Consider the following 22,573-nt stretch of genomic DNA (forward strand, 5'->3'; position numbering starts at 1 on the left):
AGGAGAAGACGGATATGTCAACGTCCCAAGCAACACTGGTAAAAGTACCCAACCGCTACATGGTGCCCGCACTGGAGAAGGGCCTGAACATGCTGCTGTTGTTTGGACAGCAGCGTGGTGAACTGAGCTTCACCCAGGTCTGCCAGCGTACCGGCATGCCCAAAGCATCTGCCTACCGCACCGTGCAGACGCTGGAACAGATGCGTTTCCTGGATCGCAACAGCGAAAGTGGCGGCTATAGCCTTGGCATCAGCATTCTGCGACTGGGCTTTGACTATCTGTCATCGATGGATATCGTGCAGATCGGCCAGCCCGTCATTCAACGGCTACGCGATATCACCAGCTACTCTGCGCACTTGTGTGTGCTGGATGGGCGCGACGTTGTATACGTGGCCCGTGCCAGCGCGATCGGCGAGCTACCTACGGGCGTCAGCGTGGGCACGCGCCTACCCGCCCACTGCACCGCAATAGGCCGCGTACTGTTGATGGCCCTGCCCGAGCAGGAGCTGAGTTCACTCTACCCAGAGCCTGCATTTGCACTTACCTCCGAACAAGGGCCAAAGACACCACAGGACCTGATCGAGCTGCTGGGCGACGACAGTGCACGTGGCCACGCCATCAGCGAATCGTTCTACCAACCCGGCGTCTCGGCAGTGGCCTATCCATTGCGTGACCGTGAAGGCAACGTACTGGCCTCGATCAGCATCATGGTCCCGCGCTCGGTGTTGCCGGCGGATCTGAAGGCATCACTGAGCACACAAGTCGAAAAAGCCGCACGCGAAATTGAACGCTTTCTGCACGCGTCTTGAGCCTCTTTCAGCACTACCCCGCACCAGCTGCTGTCGCTGTGTGCCTGCTGCAACGGGTCTCAGCGCCCCGCCACCACCTCATGGAGTCGTCGCCATGTCGATAGGCGTTATCGAAGAATTCGAGCTCGGCACTGACGACTTGGCCAGCAGTGAGCGCCTGGACGTCGATCCTGGCCGAAACCGGCTGACCACCGAGCGCAACATCAGCCGCGCAAGCAGCGTGGGCACCCTCAACGGCTCATGCATTACCCGCTGGCCAGTGCGCGCCTGCGCGTCTCCATCGAAACGGGCTTCACCCTTCGCAGTTTCAAGCAGGGCGTAGCCTCGGCTCCATCGCTACAGCAAGACGGGCTGGCCCTGAGCAATCAGCCTGGTTGTTCGCACGACGCCAAGAACGCCCCTGTCGCGATCCAATGGCATGAGCCTGCGCTTCCGTAGCCGCCGCCAGCGCCTGATGGAGCCGGCACCACCCTCATCGCCGATCAAGCAGCGAATACAGCGTCACTTCTTCTGCTTTTGCAGACGCACGCCCATCGGGCCTTGCAACGAGCCATCCTCGTTGATGATGAAGTCCACCGACTCTGCTTCGGTGCCAGGTACTGCAACCTTCAGCATGTTGCCGTCGCGGGTGTAGCGGGTCTGCTGCGCCTTGCCCAGCATTTCAACCGTTACCTTGCCGTCGGAGTCAAAGCTGTAGCTCACCATTCCCATGCCATCACTCCAGGTGCCGCTCAGGCCCTGGCTGCAGGCAGCCAACAACGTTGCCAACGCAACGATCAGCAGTTTTTTCATCCACAACTCCCAATAACAGCGCAGATCGCCACAGCGGTGTAGCCGCAAGCATTCTGGCACACGCCCAATCAGGCTAGGCTGACGGCTTCTGCCATGGAGCCGGAAGCAATGGGTCGAATTCTGATGTCGCTATGTCTGCTGGGTATGCTGATGGGCTGCAACAGCCTGCCCTCAACCGCCAACACGGCACCAACCAAGGGGCAGTTCGTCGCGCGGCAGCTCGATTTCGAAGGCCGTCAGTTCCGTTACCAGGTGTTTGTGCCAGCCACTACTGTCACAGCATCAGGCGCGCGCCCACTGGTCCTGTTCCTGCACGGCTCCGGCGAGCGCGGCGATGACGGGCTCAAGCCTACCTTGGCCGGGATTGGTCCCTGGCTCACCCAGAGCATGGACACCTTCCCGGCACTGGTGGTGTTCCCACAAGTGCCTGAGGGCGAAGAATGGCGCGGACGCAACGCACGCATGGCGTTGGCGGTTCTGGACGCGGCCAGCAAGGAGTTTGCCGCTGATCCACAACGCATCTATCTCACCGGCATCTCGATGGGCGGCTATGGCAGCTGGGAACTTGCGTTGACCCGGCCGACACAGTTCGCCGCATTGGTGCCGATCTGTGGCGCGCTGCGCGCGCCGCGGGCGGACCGGCCGGGGCTGATGGTCGACCAGGTTGCCGATGCTGCTGATCCATACCAGAGCGCCGTCAGCCGCCTGCGCGGCGTACCTACCTGGATATTCCACGGCGCCCTCGATGAGCTGGTACCGACCACTGATGATCGCGCAATCGCCGCTGCCAGCCGGCAGATGGGCGCAGATTTCCGCTACACCGAATACCCGGACGTCCAGCACAACGCCTGGGACGCCACCTATCGCAACCCCGCGATGTGGGAGTGGATGTGGAGCCAGAAGCGCCCTTGACAACGGCGTCAATATCGCTTGACGCAAAGGCCCGAAGTGACCCCATCTGCGCCATTTTCTGCGTTGACGGACGATGCGGGAGCCCTTGTCGTCAGCTCGATGTGATAGCGTGACCGCAATCACGTATCCATTGCGACTGTCTACACCTGCCCTGCACGGCCAGGATTGGACAGTGGGGACCAGCGCCCGGCCTCCCCCCTGCTTCCAACCGTACCGGGTTCGTGCCATAACAGCGCCACGCCGCCCTCGGCAGCTACTCGGGTTTGGCTGCTAACGGCGCAACGGCAACCGGAGACTGAGGCTTGGCAACTACCCCGTCGGCAGCGCAGCACACCTTGGCGCGCACCCGTGGCCTGCATTCACGTCTTCACCTGCTGATCCTTGCCACTCTGCTGCCATTGCTGGTGATCGGCGCTTTCGCCGTCTGGAATGCCGCCCGCGACTACCGCCACAGCTCCGAACAACGCCTGCAGGAAACCGCCACCGCGCTGGCACGCGGTGTCGATCAGGGCATCGAAGACAACGTCAACCAACTGCGTCTATTGTCATTGCTGGCACCGCAGCTGCAGGAAACCGCCCCGGAGCTGCGGGCATGGGCACGCGAAAATCCCGACATCAGGCTGATCCAGGACAACAGCGAGCAGGCCCGTACATTGCCGCCGGGTTTGCTGGAGGACGCTCGCCGCGAAGACGAGGTAAAGGTCTCGGACCTGTTCACCAACGCGGTCACCAATACCCCGGAAGTGGCCATCGCCCTGCCCTTCGGCGATGCCGACGACGTCCGCGTGCTGACCATGGTGCAGCCATCCAATCGCCTGATCGCCAGCATCATGGGTACTGGCAACGACCAACAACTGCTGGCTGCGGTAGTGGACAACAATGGCGTCATTGCTGCGCGATCACTGTCACCGGAACGCTACATCGGCAAACAGGTACCCGACTGGAGGGTGCTGCAACGCAGTGGCGGCAAGCACGGGCTGTTCGATGCCAGCAGCAACGAGGGCACGCCGGTGATCTTCGCCTTCCACCGGTTGCAAGCTGCGCCGGGCTGGACCTTGGTGGTAGGAGAACCACAACAGAGCTTCCAGGCGCGTTGGCAACAACCGTTGCTGGGGATCATTTTCGGCGGCATCGTCGCAGCGGTCATCGCCTTGCTCTGGGCCAACGCCGTCGCCCGTAGCATCCTGCTGCCGATCCGGGCCTTGGCCCAGCGCAGTCACAGCGTCGCTGACAATGTCGCCACCCTGCCTGACCCACAGCCCTCCCGCATCCGCGAAGTACGCAGCCTGCAGAGCAGCCTCAGCGGCACCGTCGATGCATTGAAGCGCAGCGCCGATGAAGCGCGCGACCTGGCCCGTGACCTCAAGGCCAGCGAGCAGCGCTACCGCGCCGTCGCCGAGGCCGGCGCACTGGTGCTGTGGCAATCCGATCGCAATGGAACCGTGCTGTCGGCGACCGGCTGGCGCGAGCTGACCGGGCAACCCGATGATCATGCGCTCGGCAAAGGCTGGCTGCGCCGGGTCAACGAAGACGACCTGCCACAGATAGAAGTTGCTCTGGAGCAGAGTTTCACCGCCACCAACGCAGCCTCCCTGGACGTGGAGTTCCGCGTTCTGGACCTGTACGGCAAGTGGCGCTGGCTGCGCGCACGCGGCGCGCGCATCGGCCACAGCCTGAGCAGCTGGGCCGGCGTACTGGAGGACGTGGATGCGCGGCGTCAGGCACAGGCGCGCATCGCCTACCTTGCACAGCACGACCCGCTGACCTCGCTGCCAAATCGCAACATGCTGTTCGAGAAACTCGACCAAGGCCTGATCGCTGCCCGCCGTGGTCACCACAGCGCCTTGTTGCTGCTCGACCTGGACCGCTTCAAGGAGGTCAATGACAGCCTTGGCCATCCCACCGGCGACCGGCTGCTGCAGGAAGTTGCCCAGCGCATCCTCGGCTGTGTACGCGGCAACGACCTGGTCGCACGACTGGGTGGCGACGAATTCGCCATCCTTATGGCACCCGAGAGCCGCGCCCCGGAGGCGGCCTCATCACTGGCCGCACGGTTGGTGGAAGAACTGAGCCGCAGCGTCGAGCTGGAAAACCACCAGTTCGCCATCAGCACCAGCATCGGCATCGTCCTCATCGACAACCACGCCAGCGCGGCCGACACCGTGATGCGCAATGCAGATCTGGCGCTGTACCGGGCCAAGGACGAAGGGCGTGGCTGCTACCGTTTCTTTGAAGCGGAGATGGACACCCGCATGCAGCGCCGTCGCCAGCTGGAGACCGAGTTGCGCGCAGCCCTGCAACAGCAGCAATTTGAGCTGCACTACCAGCCATTGGTGGATCTGCGCCTGCGCCAGGTCGTCGGCTTTGAAGCACTGTTGCGCTGGAATCACCCGCAACGTGGCCTGCTCGAACCCAGTGAGTTCCTGGCCTTGGCCGAAGATATCGGGATGATGCTGCCGCTGGGCGCATGGGTACTGCGTCGGGCCGCGCAGGATGCAAGCCAGTGGCCGGAGCAGATGAAGATCGCGGTGAACCTGTCGGTATCGCAGCTGGCTCAGCCCACTCTGGCTGAAGACGTCGAGCAGGTGTTGGCAGCAACCGGGCTGGCACCGACCCGGCTGGAACTGGAGATCACCGAAAACGCGCTGATCGCCAACATCGAGGCGGCATCGGCGCAATTGCTACGGCTGAAGATGGCCGGCGTGTCGATCGTGATGGATGACTTCGGCACCGGCTATTCCTCGCTCGGCTACCTGCGTGCGTTCCCGTTCGACAAGGTCAAGATCGACAAGTCTTTCATCCGCGATCTGGGCGAACAAAGCCAGGGCAGCGCCATCATCGGCGCGGTATCGCACCTATGCGAAAAGCTGGGCATCAGCACCACCATCGAAGGTGTCGAAACCCAGGCACAACTGGACCAGCTGAAGGAAGAGCACTGTGCCGAGGGCCAGGGCTATGTGTTTGGTCGACCAATGCCGTTGGCAAAGGTGGAGGACTTCATCCTCCAGTGGCCGGCACGCTGGAACCCGGCCACATAGCCACGAAAGCATGCGGAGCCACAGCCCGGGTAAGCGCAGTCCACCCGGGGGCTGTGGTTTGGCAGCCTGCAAGAACCGCAGACTTCTGTGCTCCAGAGTGCGCTGCGTTGACCCCGGCCATGTTGGCGCGGCGGCTGAAGCGTCCGTCCGGCCGTGCCCCGGTATGACCCGGGCACGCCGAACCTGCCCGGATGAAGCCTGACCTCAGTTGACCCCGCGGATCGCCAGGGTCAAGGCCAGCACGCTCAGGATCACCGCGATGGTGCCATCCAGAATCCGCCAGGTGGACGGCTTGGTGAACAACGGCGCCAGCATCCGTGCGCCCAGACCCTGCACCGTCAGCCACACGCCACTGGCGGTCACCACGCCGATGGCGAAGGCCATGCGCGACTCACCGAAGTTGTCGGCGATGGAGCCAATCACCATCATGTCCAGCCAGAAATGCGGGTTGATGATCGAGAAACCGGCCGCAGCCATCAGCGCCGTGCGCAGCGACTGCTCGCCGTTGTCATCCAGGTTCATGCCGCCACCGCCCACCACCGCACGCCGCGCCGACTGCGCCGCGTACCAGGTCAGGAAGGCAACACCGCCCCACAGCAATACGGTGGTCAGCCACGGCAACTGCGCAGTCAGCTGACGCAGGCCGGCCACGCTGGCCATGATGAACACCGCGTCGATCGCAAAGCAGGTGGCGATGATCGGAATCACGTGTTGGCGCATGATGCCCTGGCGCAGGATGAACGCACTCTGCGCGCCGACGATGGCGAACAGACCGATACCGATACCGGCACCACTGAGCCAGGCACTGCCGGCAGCTTGGGCGGAAATAACCGAAAACATGAGGAAAAACCTTGTTACTAGGGGGAAGGACGTAGCGGGAGAGCCCACCGGTTACGTCCGGACGCGGCAATTGTCGCAATGCAGCACGGAAAAGTAGAGCTAAACTTCGTTAACCATCATTAGCGAAAATTAATATGCGCATCGATCATGCCCAGCTGCGGGCGCTGGCAGCCGTCATCCGCGAAGGCAGCTTTGAGCGCGCTGCGCTATCGCTGAACGTCACCGCCTCGGCCGTATCGCAGCGGATCAAGGCACTGGAGGACAGAGTCGGCAAACTGCTGATCAAGCGCACCATCCCTACCGAGGCGACACTGGAAGGTCAGGTTTTGGTGCAGTTGGCCGAGCAGACTGCCCTGCTCGAGCGCGACGCCTTCGAGCGCATCGGCCTCAGCGATGCCGAGCTGCCACGGGCCAGCATCCCGGTCGCGGTCAACCACGACAGCATGGAAACCTGGTTCCCGGAGGCCGTGCAGGCGTTCTCGCAGAGCACCTCCACCACCTTGGACCTGCATACCGAAGACCAGGACCACACCGTTGCCCTGTTGCGTCAGGGCGCGGTGATGGGCGCGGTCACCACCCTGTCCGAGCCGGTACAGGGCTGCCAGATCCACGCTTTGGGCAGCATCCGCTACGCCGCCACCTGTACCCCCGAATTCCATGCCCGCCACTTCGCCAAGGGCGTGACCGCGCAGGCGCTGGCGCAGGCACCGGTGTTGGTATTCAACCGCAAGGACGATATGCAGGCCCGTTACGCTCGGCGCTTGGCCGGTGTCGAACAAGCACACAACGCCCCAACCTGGTGGATTCCCTCCACCCGCGCCTTCGTCCACGCCAACCTCGGCGGACTGGGTTGGACCATGAACCCATTACCGCTGGTACGCCGGCATCTGGAAAGCGGCCGCCTGGTCTACGTCAAAGCCCGCGCATGGGAGGACGTGCCGCTGTATTGGCAGCACTGGAAGGGCGAGGTCAAAACCATGGCGCTGCTGACCCGCGCCATCCTGCAGGCCTCGACCATGCTGATCCGCAAGCGCAAATAACCTCGGCGCTCATGCTGCACTGCAAGTTTCCCTAAAGGACACTGCCCGCACCAACGGTACCGGCGGATGCTGCGTCGATCACAACGCACACCTACCGGAGCTGCCAGATGTCGAGCAAACGATCTGTCCCCGTTGTTTCCTCGTGGCTGCTCAGCGCATTGGTCGCACCATTGGCCGGCACCATGCTGATGCTGGCCCCGACCAGCGCCAAGGCCTTGGAGTGCGGCAGCAACAACGGCTACACCTGCACCGGCACCGCCAACCAATACGCAGGCGGTTTCAGCCCCGGTGTTGGCCAAGGCGGTTTTGGCGGCGGCAGCTGCACTGCCAGCAAGACCCCGGTGGTGTTCATCCCCGGCAATGGCGACAGTGCCATCAGCTTCGACATGCCGGCCGGCGCGGTCAGCGGCTACAGCACGCCGCCGCGTTCGATCTATGCCGAGCTCAAGGCCGCCGGCTACAACGACTGCGAACTGTTTGGCATCACCTATCTCAGTGCCAGCGAGCGCGCCGCACCACAGAACAACTACCACTCGCCGGCCACCTATCAGACACTCAAGACCTTCATCGACAAGGTCAAAGCTTACACCGGCAAGAGCCAGGTCGACATCGTCACTCACTCGTTGGGCTCGACCATGGCCTTGGCATCGATCAAGTACAACGCCAACCAGAGCAGCGTGCGTCGCTTCATCAACATCGCAGGCGGATTGCGCGGCCTGCAGACCTGCCGTAGCACCGGCTATCAATCGGCACTGGCACCCACCTGCAATGCCGAAGCCTACGTCTATCCCTACACCTATTACACCTTCGGCCTGTACCCGAGCACCGGTGTCACCTACTACGGCTACAACCGCTGGACCGGCAGCGGCAGTGGCAGCCTGCGCACCTTCCCGGCCACGTACACCGGCATCCGCTTCTACACCATCACCGCCGGCTCGCGTGACCAGGTGCATTGCTTCACCACCAGCTACAGCGCCGGCTGCGCCGATGGTGCACTGTTCAACGGTGCCACCAATGTCTACGCACAGGTGGACATCGGCGCCGGCAGCAGCGCCTACAGCTTTGACTGGGATTGGAGCGATGGCAGCCCGTACAACTTCGGCGGTGGCGATACCAGTAACGGCGTCGGTCATTTCCGCTCGAAAAATAATGCTGGGCTGATCGTGCGCAACATGCTGACCAGTGACTGCAGCAGCGATTGCGCCACGGGCTACAGCGGCGTCTACGGACCGGCAGTCAATCGCTGAACCCGGCGTTGAAGTACATCGACACGCCGACACCACCTTGCCAATCAACGGTGTCGGCGTCCAGCCCGCGCAGGAACGATGCATCCAGCTGCACACGCGGGGTCACCATCCAGGCCACACCGCCACCGGCCGCACGCATGTACTGCGCGCCGGTACCGTAACCCGCTTCGACATAGGCAGATAGCTGCGGCCGCAAGGCGAAGCCATAACTGGGCGAAAGCAGCCATCCGCCGCCAGCATCGCCCCAGCGCCGATCAGCATAGAATGCAAGATTGCGATCACCCGACAATGCCCACGCCATGGTCATGCCGAGATCGTAATTACGCCCCGCATTGCCCAATGGTGCCCTGCCCCACGGCAGGCTGGCACCGGCCTTGAACGCCAAGCTCCGCTGCTGATCGGCAAGCTTCGGCGCCCACTTGAGCGCGACGTTGCCGTCGCCGCCACCGCTTTGTTGCACTCGCACTCCGGGGCCACGCATCCGCAGCCCGCTCCAGCTGTTTGCACCCAATTGCAGCTCCAGCGTATCGGCCAGCCCAACCCGCAACAGCGTGTCTGCAACCCACGTAGTGGTGCTCAGGCCGTCGCTGCGATCACGGCTGGCATCGGGCAAACCCTGCTCCCAGGCAAACACGCCCTTGCCGACCGTGCTGGTGGCGAAGCTGATGCCGGGCCGGTCGAATTCCGGCGCCTCATCGGCATGGGCCTGGCGGCCAACCAAGGCAAGCACTGCACACAGGGGAATCGAAGCTTTCATGCTCGCCATGTTGCATAAGCCGTTGCTGGGTGACGTGAACAATCAAAGGCAGAGTCCGAGCCACGGTGGCACAAACCCGCGGAGTCGTGATGCGGGGCGCCCGCTGGAGGTCACCCATGCCGGCGGAACGGCCAACACCAGTGACGCAGCGTCTGTCCCGGGTGCGCTTGCGCCTGCCCGGGCCACCACCGCGGGGCAATCTGCCACGCAAATGAAAAGCCCACCCGGTGGCGCCGGATGGGCTTTCATCGAACGTGCTGGTGCGTGTGCTCAGCGATGCGCCAACGCGTAGTCCAAAGCGCCGATCACGGCAGCGACCTGAGCGTCATTGCACTGCTGCGGCGTCGCCTTGGCACTGTCCGGATAGACCTCGGTGGTGGTGGTGTAGCGCGCACCGCTGACGCTGGCACACAGGCCCAAGGCCTTGAGCGGATACTCGATGACGCCTTCCGCTACCACGGTCGATCCGATGATCTCGCCGCGCTCGTCAGCCGGGGCCAGATGGGTCACCTTGGCCACTTCGGCATTCACCGCCTGCTGGAACTGCGGCTGGCGGTTCTCGGTGTCATCGACCAGATAGAAGCCGTCAGGAATCTCACCCGGCTCAAACGGCTTGCCGTCGCGCGCGGCCAGCGCCGGGCGGAATTCGGTTTCATCGGTATCGGTGGTTTCGTGCAGATCGATATGCATCAGCACATTGCCGAGCAAGGGAGCAACCAGCGCCATCAGCGCGGCCGATTCCTGCGCTGGGCTGTTGTCCACGAAAGAGCGGTTCGGGTCCAGTGCCAATGCATTCCAACGCTGGATGCGCTCATAGCCCCACGGACTGACGCAAGGCGCGACCAGCAGGTTACAGCGCCCGGCGTAGCTCTCCGCATGCTGATCGACAAACTGCAGCGCGCCCTGCACGCCACTGGTCTCATAGCCGTGTACGCCACCGGTGACCAACATCGCCGGCAACGCCTCGTCCCAGTTCTGGCTGCGGATCGCGAACAGCGGATAACGGCCCGACGGGTAATCCAGCTCGCCGTACTGCGTCACGTCAAAACGCTCGCGCAACGCGTCGATCTTGACCAGCACTTCTTCGGCATAGCTGCGCTGCACATGCTGCTGCGCCAACCACTGCGCGCGCTCCGGCGCCCCCCAGGCCTGACCGGGGGTACCAATGGGATAGAAAGCGGCATCAATGCTCATGCGCAGGTCTCTTCAATACGGATGTTGGCGCGCACTTTACACCTATGCCGAATCGGCTTCAGGCGCGCACGGATTGTAGGAGCGGCGTAAGCCGCGAAGCTGCTGCACTGTCAGGCTGCACAAATACCCGCCACCTCCGCTTACGCCGTTGTGGGAGCGGCGTAAGCCGCGAAGCTCCCACATCCTCAGGTGGCAACAAAGCCCGGCACTTCGGCGATGTCGGCTTCGCGGCTTACGCCGCTCCCACAACAGAAACCGAGGGAGTTCTGCAAAACCGCCGGGTGTCGATCAGGCCTTGTTTTCGAGCAGGCGCGCGATGTCCGCGTCCTTCTGCAGCCACAAGCCATTCATCCACTGCTGGAACTGCGCGCGGAAGTTGCGATCTTCCTGATAGTTGCGGCCAATGAATTCGGCGGGGATGGGCAGCTTGCGTACCAGCACCTTCACTTCCGGCAGGCGATTGGCCATCAGGTCCATCATCGAGGGGATACCCTTGGGATAGACGATGGTCACATCCAGTAAGGCATGCAGTCCTTTGCCCATCGCATCGAGTACGAAGGCCACGCCGCCGGACTTGGGCTTGAGCAGGTGCTTGAACGGCGAGCTCTGCGAGGCGTGCTTGCTGGCCGTGAAGCGAGTGCCTTCGACGAAGTTCATCACCGCCACCGGAATGCTGGCGAATTTCTCGCAGGCCTTGCGGGTCACTTCCATGTCGCGCCGGCCCAGCTCGGGGTTTTTGGCGATCTGCTTGCGGTTGTAGCGGCCCATGAACGGGAAATCCAAGGCCCACCAAGCCAGGCCGAGCACCGGCACCCAGAACAGCGAGCGCTTCAGGAAGAAGCGCAGCAGCGGGATGCGGCGGTTGAACACTTTCTGCAGCACCAGGATATCGACCCAGCTCTGGTGGTTGGCCAGCACCAGATAGTGCCCATCGCGCTCCAGCCCCTCGGTGCCACTGACCGAAAAACGGGTGGCGGTAAAGGCATGGATCATTGCGCTGTTCACCGCGATCCAGCTTTCGGCCAAGCCAGTCAGCAGCGGATTGCAGGCCCGACGCACCGACTTCAGCGGCAGTACCGCCTTGAACAGCGCCACCACGAACAACGGCAGGCAATGGGCCAGCGTATTGATCACGATCAACGGGAGAATCAGAGCAACACGCAACCACACCATGGAAATAACCGTGGGGGGCGACCCCAGAACCCAAAGAAGCACAGGGTAGCAAAACCGCCGCTTCAGGTTCTATCCGAGCTGCTTTAAAAGGCCCGACAGCGACGGCCAACTAGCGGTAATCCCAGGCATTTTCGCGCTCGGACCAGCCAGGAGCCGCCGGTAATGCGGCTGCCCGCAGGCAAGTTTCCGTGCATCTTCCCAGCGGCTGCAGACCGGCTGGCATCTCCTCAACCCCGCCCCCAGCGCCGGCCACCTTCAGCCACCGGCACTGCGGCGGCCCGCCTCCCCGCCTGCGTGGGCTGCGCCCCGACATACGCGGTAATCTGGACACGGCATAATCCCAGCCTTCGTATTTGTTGTGCTTCCACATGCCATTCAAGTTGCCGCCGCTCGGTGAAGTCCTTGATCTGCTACCCGACGCGGTATGTATGGTTGCCCCTGATGGCGAGTTGCTGATGGTCAATGCAGCCTTCGAGACCATCTTTGGCTACACCCCTGCCGAGGCCAAAGGCCGGCAGATCATGGACCTGGTGCATCCGGAGGACCGTGCCGCCACCGAGCAATCAGCGCTGGATGCGATGGCAGGCCACCCGCGCTCCAATTTCCGCAACCGCTACATCCGCAAGGATGGCAGCGTGGTCGATATCCAATGGTCGGCCAAATGGCTGCCGGAGTACGGCATCCGCATCGGCGTCGGCCATGAAGTAACCGCCCTGCGTGGCATTGAGCGACAGCTGGAGCACCTGGCCAGCCACGACGCACTGACCGGCCTGCCCAACCGCTACCACCTGCGGCGCGAGCTGGAGGCTGCACTGGAACGCGCTGCGCGCGATGGCGGGGGACTGGCACTGCTCTACATCGACCTGGACGGCTTCAAGGCTGCCAACGACCGCTACGGGCATGAAGCTGGTGACCGCCTGCTACGTGATGCCGCCCGCCAATTGCGCGACGGCCTGCGTCAGAACGACCTGATCGCCCGCGTCGGCGGCGACGAATTCGTTGCCGTGCTGCCAGCCTGCACCAGCCCCAGTGATGCGTTGAATATCGCTACAGCCCTGCGCGCGCGATTGGCCCTGCTGCAGAGCCTTGGTAGCGATACCCCGCAGATTGACGCCAGCGTGGGGGTGGCCTGCTTCCCCGCCGACGGCAATGACGCCGACGCGCTGCTGCGCCACGCCGATGCCGCCATGTATGCAGCGAAGGCGAAGAAGCGGCTTGCCAACTCCTCTGCGGACCGCACTTCCAACCCCATCTCCTGACGCAGAGTGCTCTTCGACCCTTCAGCTGGCGTGAGTTGAGCAGGTAAGCCAACTTTCGCCCTGAGCGCTCTGACCCAGGGCGAAGAAGTGCATTCCAGTACGCTTACGTCGTCTGCACCAAGACTATCCGCGAGCGGGCTCGGCTTTTCCAAACTGCTGGGCTCACTGGATCGCCGGGACTTGAACGCTGGACATCCGACTTCCCACCTCAATGATCTCATCGGCATTCAGATTGGAAATCTTGTTCTTTACCTTGGCAACACCAACGCGCCGCTGTTCAGTACTGCCCGCTGCCTGATAAGCCGAACTCACGGCGACGAAATTTATCTGAAGCAAGGCTATCAGGAGCTTCTGCTTCTTTTCGGGGCCAACCGACTCCAGCATCCTTTTCCAACTGGCCTCAGCTGCTGCATCCGAAGACGCATCCAAGCGAATGGGTTCCTCGGCCCGCGCAGTGCCTGTTGCCAGGCAGCCGACGATGAGAACGGCCCAAAAGCGATTATGCATAACGATCCTAGATGAAAATTGGCATGCAGCCTAACCGCGCCACGCAATTATTCCCACGGCATTTCGCCCTTGGCAACCTTGGCGCTGAGTTCCAACGATGCTTCGCCCTGCAGGCCCGGGTAGCGCTGCTTCATTGCTGCAATCAACGCGTTCGAGTCCTTGGCCTTGGCAGCTTCCTCATCAAAGGCGCGTATGTAGTTGGCGGTGAATTCCACGGCCGCCAGATCCTGTGGCGCGCCCTGCGCATAGTGACCGGGAATCACCCGCGCCGGCGCCAGGTCCTTGATCTGCTGAAGCGCCGCCAGCCAATCCTGATGCGACTGTGGTGTCTGCGTATCGGCCATGAACACGTGCGAGCCTGCATCCACCAACACTCCGCCCATCACCGTCCTGATCGATGGCACCCACAAGGCCGTGCGCTGCGGGCTCGCTCCGTCCAGGCCGATCACCTTCAGCTCCTGCCCTTCCAGCTGCAGGCTGTCGCCCTGCAAGGGTGAAGGCACCAGCAATTGTTTGGGTGCATTGGCACCGAGCTGCGGCCCCCATATTTTCAGCTTCTCATCCTTGCTGGCCTGGATATGCGCGATGGTCTGCGGTGTAGCCAGAATCCGCGCGTCCGGGAAGGCGGCATGCAGCGTTTCCAGGCCGAAGTAGAAATCCGGATCGCCATGGCTGATGTAGATGGTGGTCAGCTTCTTGCCGGATGCCTTGATCAGCTCGACCAGTTTGGCCGCATCGGCAGTGGAAAACTGCGCATCCACCAGCACCGCATCGGTTGCGCCCGTGAGCAGTTCGGAAGACACCGCGAAGATGCCGCCCTCGCCCGGATTGAACACCTCAACCTTGAGCGCTTGCTGGGCGGATTGCGGGAGATCATCCGTTGCTGGTGTCGCTACCGCCGGAGCCGCTGTTGCGGCGCCATCGGCTGTCGACTGCTTGCCACAGCCTGCCAATGCTACCGTCAGCGCCAGCGCTGCTGCCGATGTTGTGTACCGCATGCTTCTGCTACTCATTGCACTGCTCCGGCAAACCAAAGACGGGACTTCATTGTGCGCGGTGCCCCCAGACAACGACTCACGACCACGCTTCGATGCCGATGCTGGCAAGAGTCCTGTTATTGGCATGTTAATGCGCAGCTCTACCAACACCGATGCTGCACCCATCCCGCGCTGACAACCATTCGGCATATCGATCACATGGCTGTATGCCCGGCCCGGGAACACTGTCCGCATGCGATCATCTCCCGTCCCCCAATGCTGCCGCGCGCAATGACCACCGAACAGCCCGACCTTGAAAGCGTCCACAACAATGCGTACGCCGCAGTTGACGAAGGCGAGCTGCAAAGCGCCACACAGAATTTCGACCTGCTGTTGCAACACCACCCGGACAACCCGCTCTATCACTACATGCGCGGACTGGCACTGAAGTACCAGATGGAGTGGGCCGGCTCGCTACGCGACAACCTGCGTGCGATTGAACTGGCGGAAGAGTTCAGCCAGGCCCAGCACTGGAACGCGGCCATCGCCGCCACAGGTCTTGGCCGGTGGAGCACGGTGCGCGAACTATGGGCAGCCTGCGACATCACACTGCCGGAAGGCAACGGCCCCATCGATGCCGACTTCGGCGTCGCCGTTGTGCGTTTGAATCCCTGGAGCGCCGGCGAGACGGTGTTCATGCGCCGCGTCGATCCGGTGCGCGCACGTATCCTCAACGTACCACTACCGGAAAGCGGCCACCGCTTTGGCGACATCGTGCTGCATGACGGCGCGGCCACCGGCGCACGCTTCGACGGCGAGCGTGAAGTGCATGTATTCAACGAACTGGAACGACTGCAGCCGTCCGAGTTTCAGACCTTCGTGGTGTTCGTGCGCGCTGACAGTCGCGACGACATCACCGCCTTGCTGCGCGCCAGCGCTCCAGGCATCGGTTACGCAGAAGACTGGACCAGCAGCATCCGTCACTACTGCCTGCGTTGCAGCTACGGCGCGCCGCATAGCCATGCGCAGGAGTCCAACGAGGAGCAGGTCGAACAATGGCAGGTCGAGCGCAATCTCGGCATTGCCGCGCAGAGCCGCCTATCGGTCGAGAAGCTGTTGAAAGACTGGGTCGCCGGCCAACCTGGCCGTCACCTCGACGCCATAGAAACCCGTGAGTGTCCGCAACCGGTACGCGAAGACGGCTATGCCTGGTGGCTGTCACCCGAGGATGAAGATGCGGATGAGGGCGGCGACGAAGAAGAATAAGCCTCGGACTTTGACGACGTGACGGCATCCCGTAACGTCGTCCTGCTTATCAAGCGCCGGTAAGCACCGGCGCCAGCAGCCGGAACGTACCGGCATCGGCATCCATCTCCACCTTGCCGCCAACCGGGACGATGAACTGCTCCTTGATGTGGCCGATCATCGCGCCGCGATAGGCAGGGATCTTCAGCGGCACGATGTAGTCATCGAAGATCTCGTCCAGGGTCAGCGAGCCATAACCGTCACCCGGCGAACAATCGGTGCACTCGCCGAAGATGAAGCCGGCGATCTTGTCCAGTGCGCCCATCAGCTTCAAGGTACTGAACATGCGATCGATGCGGTATGGGGCTTCGGCCACGTCTTCCAGGAACAGGATCTTGCCGCTGAAGTCCGGCAGGTAGGGCGAGCCCGCCAAGGCGGTCAGCACGGTCAGGTTGCCGCCGACCAACTCGCCCTGGGCCCTGCCACCGCGCAGGGTCAGCGTGCGGTTGTCGCGCGGCACCAGCTCGTCGTCGCTCTCGCTGCGGTTCTGGTACTGCATCAGCTCGCGCTTGAAGAACAGCCGATCGAACTGATCGACGTTGAAACGATTCCAACTGCCTGCGCCAATCTGCCCGTGGAAGGTAATCAGCCCGGTCTTGGCCTGGATCGCGCAATGCAGCGCGGTGATATCGGAGTAGCCGAGCAACACCTTGGGGTTGGCGCGGATGCGCTCGTAGTCGAGCAAGGGCAGCAAACGCGCCGCACCAGATCCGCCGCGCACACAGATGATGGCCTTGACCTGTTTGTCGCCAAACATGGCATTGAGGTCGCCCGCGCGTTCGGCATCGGTACCAGCCAGATGTCCATGGCGTGCGGCGTAGTGCGCGCCGGTCTTGACCACGAAGCCCAAGGCCTCCATCGCCTCGCGCGCCAGCTGCAGGCTGAGCCGCTCGCTGCTGGCTGAGGATGGACTGACAAGGCCGACCGTATCGCCCTTGCTGAGGCCAGCCGCCAGCATCTGCCCGCGCGTGGCAGCCATCGCGCCCTGCACGCCGATCAGCGGCAAAGCCGCCGCCAAAGCCGTACCACCGATGAAACGACGTCGATCCATGTTGCAGCCTGTCATCAAGGGGAAATGCTTCCGGACGGAAGCCGTATCCGATGATTCCCTACTGAGCGTCCTTATCCAAGTGCTGTCTCAACTCTTCCAGGGATTTGGCACGCAGCCGCAACCTAGCCAACTCGACGGAAGGGAGCTCGGTCCACATGATCTCTGCGCCGTCCTCCAAAGGATCATAGATCGGCAGCAACTCGGTCACCCCCTCAAAGAGCCATTGAACCGGAACCCCCAGCTCACCGCCCCGATAAGGCTCAGTTGCATCCACTCCAATGGCAACAACTTTTTCGTAGGCCTGTTCGAAACTGCCCGCTTTGACGATGACCGTATTCTCCCAGACCAGGAACTCGCCCTGAGGGTCATCGTTTCCGGCCTCCTCCAGTTCGACGAAGCGCAACTGATAGGAGCCCACGTACCAACCGACCGGGGACAGATCATTTGAATGGTCGGACATGCTTCACCTGCACGCGCCAGTAAAGGACTGGTGCAAGACTAGCAGGCAACCGCCAAAGATCGGAAACAGGCCCATGAGAACGCTGGATGACTACAATTTGTGCGGGCGGCGTAAGCCGCGAAGCTGGCAACGCCTGACCCGGTAGAGCCGAGCCATGCTCGGCTGGGGCATTTCCGGGAACGCCTCTGCCGAGCATGGCTCGGCACTACATGAAAGCCCCTTGCCGAGCATGGCTCGGCGCTACCGTTACATGTTGCGACGGTACTCGCCGCCTACGTCGTACAGGGCATGGCTGATCTGGCCGAGGCTGTGGGTCTTCACCGCTTCGATCAGCGCTTCAAACACGTTGCGACGATCACGTGCGGTCTTCTGCAGGTAGCCAAGACCGTGACCATCGTGCGCTTCGTGATCCGCCGCTGCGCCTTCGATCTCATGCGCATGCGAGGTCTCACCCGCCGGGGCCAATGCATTGCGGTTGCGCTGCCACGTGTGCACGTTCTCGATCTGCTGACCCTTTTCTTCCTCGGTCGAACGGATCAGTTCGATCTCGGTCGCCACTTCACCAGCATGCTCCTTGGGCAGGAACATATTGACGCCGACCAGCGGCAGGCTGCCGTCGTGCTTCTTGTGCTCGTAATACAACGACTCTTCCTGGATCTTGCCGCGCTGGTACATGGTATCCATCGCACCGAGCACGCCGCCGCGCTCGCTGATCGCCTCGAACTCCTTGTACACCGCCTCTTCGACGATATCGGTGAGCTTGTCGACGATGAAGCTGCCCTGCCACGGGTTCTCGCAGAAATTCAGCCCCAGCTCCTTGTTGATGATCATCTGGATCGCCACTGCACGACGCACGCTTTCCTCGGTCGGCGTGGTGATCGCCTCGTCATAGGCATTGGTGTGCAGGCTGTTGCAGTTATCGAACAAGGCATACAACGCCTGCAGCGTAGTGCGGATATCGTTGAACTGGATTTCCTGCGCGTGCAGCGAACGGCCCGAGGTCTGTATGTGGTACTTCATCATCTGCGAGCGCTCGTTGGCGCCGTAACGCTCACGCATCGCACGCGCCCAGATGCGCCGCGCCACGCGGCCAATAACGGTGTACTCCGGGTCCATGCCGTTGGAGAAGAAGAACGACAGGTTGGGCGCGAAGTCATCGATCTTCATCCCACGCGCCAGGTAGTACTCGACGATGGTGAAGCCATTGGACAGGGTGAAAGCCAGCTGGCTGATCGGGTTTGCGCCGGCCTCGGCGATGTGATATCCGGAGATCGACACCGAGTAGAAATTACGCACCTTGTGGTCGACAAAGTACTGCTGGATATCGCCCATCATCCGCAACGCGAACTCGGTGGAGAAGATGCAGGTGTTCTGCGCCTGGTCTTCCTTGAGGATGTCGGCCTGCACCGTGCCGCGCACGGTGGACAGGGTTTCTGCCTTGATCCGCGCGTAGGTCTCGGCGTCCACCAGCTGATCGCCGGTAACGCCGAGCAACGCCAGGCCTAGACCGTTATTGGTCGGCGGTAATTCGCCGTGATACTGCGGACGGCTGCGGCCTTCGAAGATCTTCGCGATCTTCTGCTCCGCCTCGGCCCAGCGCGCGGGGTCTTCCTGCAGGTACTTCTCGATCTGCTGATCGACCGCGGTGTTCATGAACATCGCCAGGATCATCGGCGCCGGGCCATTGATGGTCATCGACACCGAGGTGGTCGGCGCGCACAGGTCGAAGCCGGAATACAGCTTCTTCATGTCATCCAGCGTGGGGATGTTGACGCCGGAGTTGCCGATCTTGCCGTAGATGTCCGGTCGCGGTGCCGGGTCTTCGCCATACAGGGTGACGCTGTCGAAGGCGGTGGACAGGCGTGCGGCCGGCTGGCCAACACTCAGGTAATGGAAGCGGCGGTTGGTGCGCTCCGGCGTGCCTTCACCGGCGAACATGCGGATCGGGTCTTCGCCACTGCGGCGATACGGATAGACGCCGCCGGTATACGGGTAGGAACCGGGCAGGTTCTCCTTCTGCAGGAATACCAGCAGCTCGCCCCAGCTGCGGTAAGTGGGCGCAGCGATCTTGGGGATCTGCTGGTGACTGAGCGATTCGCGGTAGTTCTCGACACGAATGGTCTTGCCGCGCACCTGGTACTCGTTGACCGGATCGGTGATCGACTTCAGCCGTGCCGGCCACTCGCGCAGCAGGCGCAGCGCGTCCGAATCCAGCGACTGCACCGCATCGTTGTAGCGCTGGCGCAAGGTGCGGATGCTGTTGTCGGCGCCTGCATCGGTGAGCGCATCACCCGCGTACAAATCCAACGCTCCCGGCTGTGCTGCATCACCCAGCTCCTTCAGCGCCTGCCAAAGGCTCTGCGCACGCTCGGCCACTTCCGCCTGCGACTCGATACGGGCGTTGATACCACGGCCCTGTTCGGCGATCTCGGCCAGGTAGCGCACGCGGGCGCCGGGGATCAGCACCGTCGCACGAGGTTCCTTCAACGTGGTGTCGATCTGCGGCTGCAGGCCGGCGTCTGCCTTGGCCTTCTCGCGCAGCAGACGGCACAGGTTTGCGAACATCCAGCTGATGCCCGGATCATTGAACTGGCTGGCAATGGTCGGATACACCGGCACGTCCTCGTCCTTCATGGTGAAGGCGACGCGGTTACGCTTCCATTGCTTGCGCACATCACGCAGCGCATCTTCGGCGCCGCGCTTGTCGAACTTGTTCAGCACCACCAGCTCGGCGTAATCAAGCATGTCGATCTTTTCAAGCTGACTGGGTGCGCCGAAGTCACTGGTCATCACGTACATCGGGAAGTCGACCAGATCGACGATCTCCGAATCGCTCTGGCCGATACCTGCGGTTTCGACGATCACCAGATCGAAATGCAGCGACTTCAGGAAACCAATGCAGTCGCGCAGCACGGTATTGATCGCGGCATGCTGGCGACGGGTTGCCATCGAGCGCATGTAGACGCGTTTTGAACGCAGCGAGTTCATGCGGATACGATCGCCCAGCAGTGCGCCGCCAGTACGACGGCGGGTCGGGTCGACCGAGATCACCGCGATGCGCATCTGCGGGAAGCTGGCCAGGAAGCGGTTGAGCAGTTCATCGGTGACCGACGACTTGCCGGCGCCACCGGTACCGGTGATGCCGATGACCGGGGTCTTGCCAGCTGCCAACTGCCACTGCTTGCGCAGCAAGCCCAGCTCGGCCTCTCCGTGATTGCCATCCTCCAGCTGCGACAGCACCCGGCCGATGCCGATCTCATCCTCGATCGAGGGCACCTCCGCATGCACTTCACGGGCGGCAGCTTCGCGGGCCTTGCCAGCGCGCGCCACCACGTCCTCGATCATCTCCACCAGCCCCATCTTCATGCCGTCGTTGGGGTGGTAGATGCGCTCCACGCCATAGGCCTGCAGCTCGCGGATCTCCTCCGGGGTGATGGTGCCGCCACCGCCACCGAATACCTTGATGTGGCCGGCGCCACGTTCGCGCAGCATGTCGACCATGTACTTGAAGTACTCCACGTGCCCGCCCTGGTAGGACGACAGCGCGATGGCGTCGGCATCTTCCTGCAGTGCGGCGCGCACCACGTCTTCCACGCTGCGGTTGTGGCCGAGGTGGATCACCTCCGCGCCCTGCGCCTGGATCAGGCGGCGCATGATGTTGATGGCCGCGTCGTGGCCATCGAACAAGCTGGCGGCGGTGACGAAGCGCAGCGGGGTGGTTTCAGGCTGCGCCTGCGGGAGCTGGGAGGCGGGGGTACTCATGGGCCGTGCAACATCCGGTTTCTATTGCAACCGATCATAGAACCGCTGCCCCCGCAGGTCAGGTTGCAGCGCAGCGTGACCTTTTGCCGGTTTGCCCTTTCACCAGGCACGGCGCCGCCCGTATCGGCAAAACCAGGCACCGCCAGCGGTACGCCGGGCTGAACACTCCCCTACCGGGAATGGATTAGAATGGCGGCCCGCGACCCCCGTCCCTGCCAATGACGAAGTCGCATTTTTTGTTTTCCGGCCAGCCATTTGGCTACACGATCACTGACGTTGTGGCAGATACGCCATCGGAGCTTGCATGCTTTTCGAAACCCTCGAGACTTCCGGCCATGAGCAGGTCGTGTTCTGCCAGAACCGCGACGCCGGCCTGAAGGCGATCATCGCCATCCACAACACCACCCTCGGCCCGGCCCTGGGCGGCGTGCGCATGCGCCCCTACGCCAACACCGATGATGCGCTGCGCGACGTACTGCGCCTGAGCCGCACCATGACCTACAAGAACGCGCTGGCCGGGCTGAATGTGGGTGGCGGCAAGGCCGTGATCATCGGCGACCCCAAGACCGCCAAGAGCGAAGTGCTGTTCCGCGCCTTCGGCCGCCAGGTCGAGGCACTGGCCGGCCGCTACATCACCGCCGAAGACGTCGGTACCGACGTCAACGACATGGAAAACATCTATCTGGAAACCGGCTTTGTCACCGGCGTGCACCAGGTCCATGGCGGCTCCGGCGATCCGGCCCCGTTCACCGCCTACGGCGCGTTGCAGGCGCTGATGGCGTCGGTCAAGCGCAAGTTCGGCCATGAGGAAATCGGCAAGCTCAGCATCGCCGTGCAGGGCCTGGGCCATATCGGCATGGAACTGGTGAAGCTGCTGCGCGAGCGCGGAGCCAAGCTTTACGTCACCGACCTGGACCCGGTGCTGGTGCAGAAGGCCGTCACTGAATACGGCTGCGAAGCGGTCAAACCCGATGCCATCTACGACGTCGCCGCCGACGTGTTCGCGCCCTGCGCGATGGAAGGTGCCATCGATATGAGCACGCTGGAGCGGCTCAAGGCCAAGGTCATCTGCGGCACCGCCAACAACCAGCTGGCCAGCCATGCCGTCGGCGATGAGCTGTACAAGCGCGGCGTACTGTGGGCACCGGATTATGCAGTCAATGCCGGCGGCGTGATGAACGTGTCGCTGGAGATCGACGGCTACAACCGCGAGCGGGCGATGCGCCTGATCCGCAGCATCTATCACAACCTCGGCAAGATCTTCGACCAGTCCGAGCGCGATGACGTCTCGCCGCAGCGCGCCGCCGACCGCATCGCCGAAAGCCGACTGGAGGCGATCGGCAAGCTGAAGATGCCGATGGGCCGCGCAACCCCGCGCATGAATCGCCTGCGCGGCGAGTAAGCCACGCACCAAAAACACTGCAGGCGGGCGATCACATGGCCCGCCTTC

At 62.7% G+C, this 22,573-nt stretch carries 18 protein-coding genes; 8 read left to right on the forward strand and 10 right to left on the reverse strand.

Annotation, left to right across the window (positions count from 1 at the left end):
- The first annotated feature begins 14 nt into the window (after positions 1–14).
- Positions 15–809, forward strand: coding sequence for an IclR family transcriptional regulator (locus tag ACVOMB_RS12795; protein ID WP_481531525.1), 795 nt, complete (start codon positions 15–17; stop codon positions 807–809).
- Between the two features lie 501 nt (positions 810–1,310).
- On the opposite strand, the gene ACVOMB_RS12800 is transcribed toward ACVOMB_RS12795, so the two are convergent.
- On the reverse strand, positions 1,311–1,601 hold the full coding sequence (locus tag ACVOMB_RS12800) for a hypothetical protein (RefSeq protein ID WP_481531526.1): 291 nt from the start codon (positions 1,599–1,601) through the stop codon (positions 1,311–1,313).
- Between the two features lie 108 nt (positions 1,602–1,709).
- Between ACVOMB_RS12800 and ACVOMB_RS12805 the strand changes: the two genes are divergently transcribed.
- Complete coding sequence (locus ACVOMB_RS12805; protein ID WP_481531527.1) at positions 1,710–2,513, forward strand: carboxylesterase family protein; 804 nt, start codon at positions 1,710–1,712, stop codon at positions 2,511–2,513.
- A 302-nt stretch (positions 2,514–2,815) separates the two neighbouring features.
- A complete protein-coding gene (locus tag ACVOMB_RS12810) occupies positions 2,816–5,551 on the forward strand; it encodes a bifunctional diguanylate cyclase/phosphodiesterase (protein ID WP_481531528.1) in 2,736 nt (911 codons plus the stop codon).
- Between the two features lie 204 nt (positions 5,552–5,755).
- Here the strand turns inward: ACVOMB_RS12810 and ACVOMB_RS12815 are convergent, their stop codons facing one another.
- Positions 5,756–6,391 (reverse strand): LysE/ArgO family amino acid transporter, encoded by a 636-nt coding sequence (locus tag ACVOMB_RS12815; RefSeq protein WP_481508366.1) that lies wholly within the window; start codon positions 6,389–6,391, stop codon positions 5,756–5,758.
- Positions 6,392–6,525: 134 nt separating this feature from the next.
- Here ACVOMB_RS12815 and ACVOMB_RS12820 point away from each other — a divergent pair, with 134 nt between their 5' ends.
- Together ACVOMB_RS12820 and phaZ7 are read left to right on the forward strand one after the other, a co-directional pair.
- Positions 6,526–7,431 (forward strand): LysR family transcriptional regulator ArgP, encoded by a 906-nt coding sequence (locus ACVOMB_RS12820; protein WP_481531529.1) that lies wholly within the window; start codon positions 6,526–6,528, stop codon positions 7,429–7,431.
- A gap of 107 nt (positions 7,432–7,538) precedes the next feature.
- Positions 7,539–8,678: an extracellular native short-chain-length polyhydroxyalkanoate depolymerase PhaZ7 gene (phaZ7, locus tag ACVOMB_RS12825; protein ID WP_481531530.1), complete on the forward strand. Its 1,140-nt coding sequence runs from the start codon at positions 7,539–7,541 to the stop codon at positions 8,676–8,678.
- Here phaZ7 and ACVOMB_RS12830 read toward each other — a convergent pair.
- The 3 genes from ACVOMB_RS12830 to ACVOMB_RS12840 form a co-directional block, all read right to left on the reverse strand.
- A complete protein-coding gene (locus ACVOMB_RS12830) occupies positions 8,668–9,435 on the reverse strand; it encodes a transporter (protein WP_481531531.1) in 768 nt (255 codons plus the stop codon). The two genes, phaZ7 and ACVOMB_RS12830, sit on opposite strands and share 11 nt — an antisense overlap.
- 270 nt (positions 9,436–9,705) lie before the next feature.
- On the reverse strand, positions 9,706–10,629 hold the full coding sequence (locus ACVOMB_RS12835) for a M14 family metallopeptidase (RefSeq protein WP_481531532.1): 924 nt from the start codon (positions 10,627–10,629) through the stop codon (positions 9,706–9,708).
- A gap of 288 nt (positions 10,630–10,917) precedes the next feature.
- Positions 10,918–11,802: an acyltransferase gene (locus ACVOMB_RS12840; protein WP_481531533.1), complete on the reverse strand. Its 885-nt coding sequence runs from the start codon at positions 11,800–11,802 to the stop codon at positions 10,918–10,920.
- A 368-nt stretch (positions 11,803–12,170) separates the two neighbouring features.
- Between ACVOMB_RS12840 and ACVOMB_RS12845 the strand changes: the two genes are divergently transcribed.
- On the forward strand, positions 12,171–13,061 hold the full coding sequence (locus ACVOMB_RS12845) for a diguanylate cyclase domain-containing protein (protein WP_481531534.1): 891 nt from the start codon (positions 12,171–12,173) through the stop codon (positions 13,059–13,061).
- 162 nt (positions 13,062–13,223) lie between these two features.
- Here ACVOMB_RS12845 and ACVOMB_RS12850 read toward each other — a convergent pair whose 3' ends face one another.
- Both ACVOMB_RS12850 and ACVOMB_RS12855 read right to left on the reverse strand, forming a co-directional pair.
- Positions 13,224–13,568 carry a hypothetical protein gene (locus tag ACVOMB_RS12850; RefSeq protein WP_481531535.1) on the reverse strand — a complete coding sequence of 115 codons (345 nt, stop codon included), beginning with the start codon at positions 13,566–13,568 and terminating at the stop codon, positions 13,224–13,226.
- A gap of 47 nt (positions 13,569–13,615) precedes the next feature.
- Positions 13,616–14,566, reverse strand: a complete 951-nt coding sequence (locus ACVOMB_RS12855; RefSeq protein WP_481531536.1) for an MBL fold metallo-hydrolase — start codon at positions 14,564–14,566, stop codon at positions 13,616–13,618.
- Positions 14,567–14,836: 270 nt separating this feature from the next.
- On the opposite strand from ACVOMB_RS12855, the gene ACVOMB_RS12860 reads away from it, so the two are divergent.
- Positions 14,837–15,811 carry a tetratricopeptide repeat protein gene (locus ACVOMB_RS12860; protein ID WP_481531537.1) on the forward strand — a complete coding sequence of 325 codons (975 nt, stop codon included), beginning with the start codon at positions 14,837–14,839 and terminating at the stop codon, positions 15,809–15,811.
- Between the two features lie 49 nt (positions 15,812–15,860).
- Here the strand turns inward: ACVOMB_RS12860 and ACVOMB_RS12865 are convergent, their stop codons facing one another.
- The 3 genes from ACVOMB_RS12865 to ACVOMB_RS12875 form a co-directional block, all read right to left on the reverse strand.
- A complete protein-coding gene (locus ACVOMB_RS12865) occupies positions 15,861–16,901 on the reverse strand; it encodes a S66 peptidase family protein (RefSeq protein WP_481531538.1) in 1,041 nt (346 codons plus the stop codon).
- 58 nt (positions 16,902–16,959) lie between these two features.
- The gene (locus tag ACVOMB_RS12870; RefSeq protein WP_481531539.1) at positions 16,960–17,361 is read right to left on the reverse strand and encodes a DUF4288 domain-containing protein; all 402 of its coding nucleotides are present in this window, start codon (positions 17,359–17,361) and stop codon (positions 16,960–16,962) included.
- A 246-nt stretch (positions 17,362–17,607) separates the two neighbouring features.
- Positions 17,608–21,123 (reverse strand): methylmalonyl-CoA mutase family protein, encoded by a 3,516-nt coding sequence (locus tag ACVOMB_RS12875; RefSeq protein WP_481531540.1) that lies wholly within the window; start codon positions 21,121–21,123, stop codon positions 17,608–17,610.
- Between the two features lie 304 nt (positions 21,124–21,427).
- On the opposite strand from ACVOMB_RS12875, the gene ACVOMB_RS12880 reads away from it, so the two are divergent.
- Positions 21,428–22,525, forward strand: coding sequence for a Glu/Leu/Phe/Val family dehydrogenase (locus ACVOMB_RS12880; protein ID WP_481508352.1), 1,098 nt, complete (start codon positions 21,428–21,430; stop codon positions 22,523–22,525).
- Positions 22,526–22,573 lie beyond the last annotated feature (48 nt).

Source organism: Stenotrophomonas sp. STEN018, from assembly GCF_056760235.1.

Coding starts and splice junctions, on each gene's coding strand:
- ACVOMB_RS12795 (WP_481531525.1), top strand. CDS start 15: ATGTCAACGTCCCAAGCAACACTGGTAAAAGTACCCAACCGCTACATG.
- ACVOMB_RS12800 (WP_481531526.1), bottom strand. CDS start 1,601: ATGAAAAAACTGCTGATCGTTGCGTTGGCAACGTTGTTGGCTGCCTGC.
- ACVOMB_RS12805 (WP_481531527.1), top strand. CDS start 1,710: ATGGGTCGAATTCTGATGTCGCTATGTCTGCTGGGTATGCTGATGGGC.
- ACVOMB_RS12815 (WP_481508366.1), bottom strand. CDS start 6,391: ATGTTTTCGGTTATTTCCGCCCAAGCTGCCGGCAGTGCCTGGCTCAGT.
- ACVOMB_RS12820 (WP_481531529.1), top strand. CDS start 6,526: ATGCGCATCGATCATGCCCAGCTGCGGGCGCTGGCAGCCGTCATCCGC.
- phaZ7 (WP_481531530.1), top strand. CDS start 7,539: ATGTCGAGCAAACGATCTGTCCCCGTTGTTTCCTCGTGGCTGCTCAGC.
- ACVOMB_RS12830 (WP_481531531.1), bottom strand. CDS start 9,435: ATGAAAGCTTCGATTCCCCTGTGTGCAGTGCTTGCCTTGGTTGGCCGC.
- ACVOMB_RS12835 (WP_481531532.1), bottom strand. CDS start 10,629: ATGAGCATTGATGCCGCTTTCTATCCCATTGGTACCCCCGGTCAGGCC.
- ACVOMB_RS12840 (WP_481531533.1), bottom strand. CDS start 11,802: ATGGTGTGGTTGCGTGTTGCTCTGATTCTCCCGTTGATCGTGATCAAT.
- ACVOMB_RS12845 (WP_481531534.1), top strand. CDS start 12,171: ATGCCATTCAAGTTGCCGCCGCTCGGTGAAGTCCTTGATCTGCTACCC.
- ACVOMB_RS12850 (WP_481531535.1), bottom strand. CDS start 13,568: ATGCATAATCGCTTTTGGGCCGTTCTCATCGTCGGCTGCCTGGCAACA.
- ACVOMB_RS12855 (WP_481531536.1), bottom strand. CDS start 14,566: ATGCGGTACACAACATCGGCAGCAGCGCTGGCGCTGACGGTAGCATTG.
- ACVOMB_RS12860 (WP_481531537.1), top strand. CDS start 14,837: ATGACCACCGAACAGCCCGACCTTGAAAGCGTCCACAACAATGCGTAC.
- ACVOMB_RS12865 (WP_481531538.1), bottom strand. CDS start 16,901: ATGGATCGACGTCGTTTCATCGGTGGTACGGCTTTGGCGGCGGCTTTG.
- ACVOMB_RS12870 (WP_481531539.1), bottom strand. CDS start 17,361: ATGTCCGACCATTCAAATGATCTGTCCCCGGTCGGTTGGTACGTGGGC.
- ACVOMB_RS12875 (WP_481531540.1), bottom strand. CDS start 21,123: ATGAGTACCCCCGCCTCCCAGCTCCCGCAGGCGCAGCCTGAAACCACC.
- ACVOMB_RS12880 (WP_481508352.1), top strand. CDS start 21,428: ATGCTTTTCGAAACCCTCGAGACTTCCGGCCATGAGCAGGTCGTGTTC.